2 protein-coding genes are annotated in these 3,004 nt (G+C 69.4%); one reads left to right on the forward strand and one right to left on the reverse strand.

The window, feature by feature from the left end:
• Positions 1–172 precede the first annotated feature (172 nt).
• A complete protein-coding gene (locus AB0C36_RS42925; protein ID WP_358365192.1) occupies positions 173–1,516 on the reverse strand; it encodes an MFS transporter in 1,344 nt (447 codons plus the stop codon).
• Between the two features lie 281 nt (positions 1,517–1,797).
• Between AB0C36_RS42925 and AB0C36_RS42930 the strand changes: the two genes are divergently transcribed.
• A complete protein-coding gene (locus tag AB0C36_RS42930) occupies positions 1,798–2,817 on the forward strand; it encodes a LacI family DNA-binding transcriptional regulator (RefSeq protein ID WP_358365194.1) in 1,020 nt (339 codons plus the stop codon).
• The last annotated feature ends 187 nt before the right edge of the window (positions 2,818–3,004 follow it).

Genomic DNA, 3,004 nt, shown 5'->3' on the forward strand with positions numbered 1-3,004 from the left:
GGGGGACGCGGCCGACGCCGTTCCGTCACGCGTCCCCCGGAAGAGGGGACGCGGCCGACGCCGTTGGCAGCACCGCGGTTTCCGCACTGTGGCTTCCACCGGGGCTGCTGTGACTACCGCTGTACCGACTGCTCTGCCGACTGGTGTGCCGACAGGTGTGCCGCCCCTGGCGTCACTGGACGCTCTTGACCCGGACCACAGCCAGCGCACCCACCAGGGCTATGCAGGCGCAGATCGGGAAGAGCGCCTCGTAGTCCCAGGTGGAGACGATCCACGAGGCGATGAACGGCGCGGCGACCTGCGGGGCCGCGTTGGCGATGTTGATCAGGCCCATGTCCTTGCCCGCGTCCTCCCCGCGCGGCAGGACCCGGGTGATGAGCGCCATGTCGACGGCCATGTACATGCCGAACGCGAGGCCGTTGACGATGTTGAACACCGCCATGCCGTTGACGGTGCCGGAGACCATCGGGATGAACAGCGACAGCGCGGCCAGGACGCCGGAGCCCAGCACGAAGGGCTTGATGCGGCCGAAGCGGTCCACCAGCTTGCCGATGAACAGCGCGGCGACCACGGTCGACAGGGCGTTGACGACCATGAGGAAGCCCATGGTCGAGTTGACGTCCTGCGGCTTGACCTTCACGTACTCCATCAGGATGTACATGTTGTAGGTCAGCACCGTGAAGTAGCCGGCCACGACGCCGAAGCGGGAGATGAAGGCCCACGCGAAGTCGGGGTGCTTCCTGGGGTCGACGCCGAAGTTCGAGATGAACTTCTTGAGGTCGAACCTGTCGACCGCCATGCCCTTGTTGGACCGGTCCGGGGTGACCAGCAGGAAGATCACCACGGCCGCGACCAGGAAGGCGGCGATCAGGTAGTAGCCCTTCTCGCCCGCGAACTTGCCGTCGAAGCCGCCGACGATGCCGTCGTAGCCGAGCTTCGAGAGGTCGATGCCGCCGATCGTGTACGCGGCGACGATGGTGCCGAGCGGAATGCCCAGGCCGACGAGTCCGGACATGATGCCGTACTTGGTCGGCGGCACCCGGTCGGGCATCGCGGCGGTCAGCGCGGCCTGGAAGCCGTTGAGGATGAACTGCACGCAGCCCCAGGTGATGGCCAGCATGCCGATGCTGGTGGCGTTGGCCTGCCAGCACAGGGCGCCCGCACCGAGCAGGGTGCAGACCAGCATCCACGGGGCGCGGCGTCCCCAGCGGGAGCGCGTACGGTCGGAGATCTGCCCGAAGATCGGGTTGCCGATCGCGGCGAGCGCGGCGCCGACGGCGACCGCGTTCTTGAGGGCCTCGGGGTCCGGGTGGCCCTTGATCTCGGTGACCTGGATGGGGATCAGGAACGAGCCGACTCCCATCCACACCAGGTACAGGGCGATGTTGGCCAGCGGGAGCGTGAGATACAGCGGGCCGAGCCTGAAGCGCGGCTTGCCGTCGGCGTCGACCGGCCCCAACTGGGCCGGAACCGTCGCAGGTGCGGCTTCGCGGGCCGCAACGTTGCTCTGCGTCATGTGAATCACCGAGTCGATCGGAGGAGGGGTAGTCACGGCCCGGTCCCTTGTCACGGTCGCACGGGGACGGGATCGGGCCGATCTTTTGACGCTGCTGACTCGTTTAACTGACTCGTGTTACTGACACGTGTCAGCAGCGGTGCACGGATCATGGCACGCGATGAAGTTCCGGTAAACAGAACGTGACGTACGTCGCATCGACCCCTGGGAACCAAACCGCGGGGCGGCATGGCAACCTCCTGTAACCAACCCTCGAACCCTCATGTGAGGACCCGGTACCCATGCCTAAAGTCCCTCGCCCCGGCAAGGCGCCCACCAGCGCGGATGTCGCAAGGGCCGCAGGCGTGTCCAGAACCACGGTGTCCTTCGTACTCAACGACGTCCCGGGCTCCGGCATCAGTGATGCGACCCGGCAGAAAGTTCTCGCCGCCGTCCGCAAGCTGGGCTACTCGCCCAACGCGGGCGCCCGCGCGCTACGCGCCGGCACGAGCAACCTCGTCGTGTACGCAATGCCCCGGTGGCCCCTCGGACACGCGATCGACACCCTCCTCGAACGCGCCCGCGACGCCCTGGCCGAACGCGGCCTGGTCCTGATCCTGCACGGCGACCGCAAGCTCACCGGCCTCGACGCCGCGCGGGCCTGGGCCGAACTCCGCCCCCGCGCGGTCCTCGCCGACACGTGGCGGTGCACTCCCGAATCGGTCGCCATGCTGCGGCAGCACGGCGTGCAGACGGTGGTCCTGGTGGGCGAGGAGTCGGTGCCGTACGCGCCGACCGTCGTCTTCGAGCAGAAGCGCATCGGCATCGTCGCCACCCGGTACCTCGCCGAGCGCGGCCACCGCCGCGTCGCGGCGATCGTGCCGACCGGCGAGCTGCGCGAGCCCGGCGAGCTGCGCTTCGCCGGCGTGCTCGAGGCCGCGGACGAGGAGGCGCTCGAACTCACCCGCGTGGACATGCCGTTCGACCACGGCGCGGCACTCACCCTGGCGCGCGGGTGGGCGGCTGACCCGGACCGGCCGACCGCGGTCTTCGCGTACAACGACGAGTTCGCGGCGCTGATGCTGCGGGCGCTGCGCGAGGCCGGCCTCGCGGTGCCGGACGACATGGCCGTCATGGGCGTCGACGACACTCCCCTGTGCGAACTGGTCACGCCGCGCCTGAGCACGGTGGCGCTGCACACGACGAGCTTCGCCGAGATGCACGTCCGGGTGCTGATGGACCTGATCGACCGGACACACGAGGACGATCTGCCGGTGATCCCCGAGCACGAGCCGCTCGTGGTACGCCGGGACTCGGCATAGTCCGCACCGTGGCACCGATCGCGTCGCGCCCCGAGGGATCGAGCCTCGATCGTGTCGGCCGCCCGGCGTCCCCGCGCCGGGGGGGCCCCCCCCCCGGGGCCCCCCCCCCCCCAAGCGCACCCGGTCAACCCGCGCGCCCGGGGGGGGGAGATGCACCAGCAGGAGGCCACTCACGACGACGCAGATG

This window comes from Streptodolium elevatio (assembly GCF_040649515.1).
In the GTDB taxonomy this organism is placed as follows: Bacteria; Actinomycetota; Actinomycetes; order Streptomycetales; family Streptomycetaceae; genus Yinghuangia; species Yinghuangia elevatio.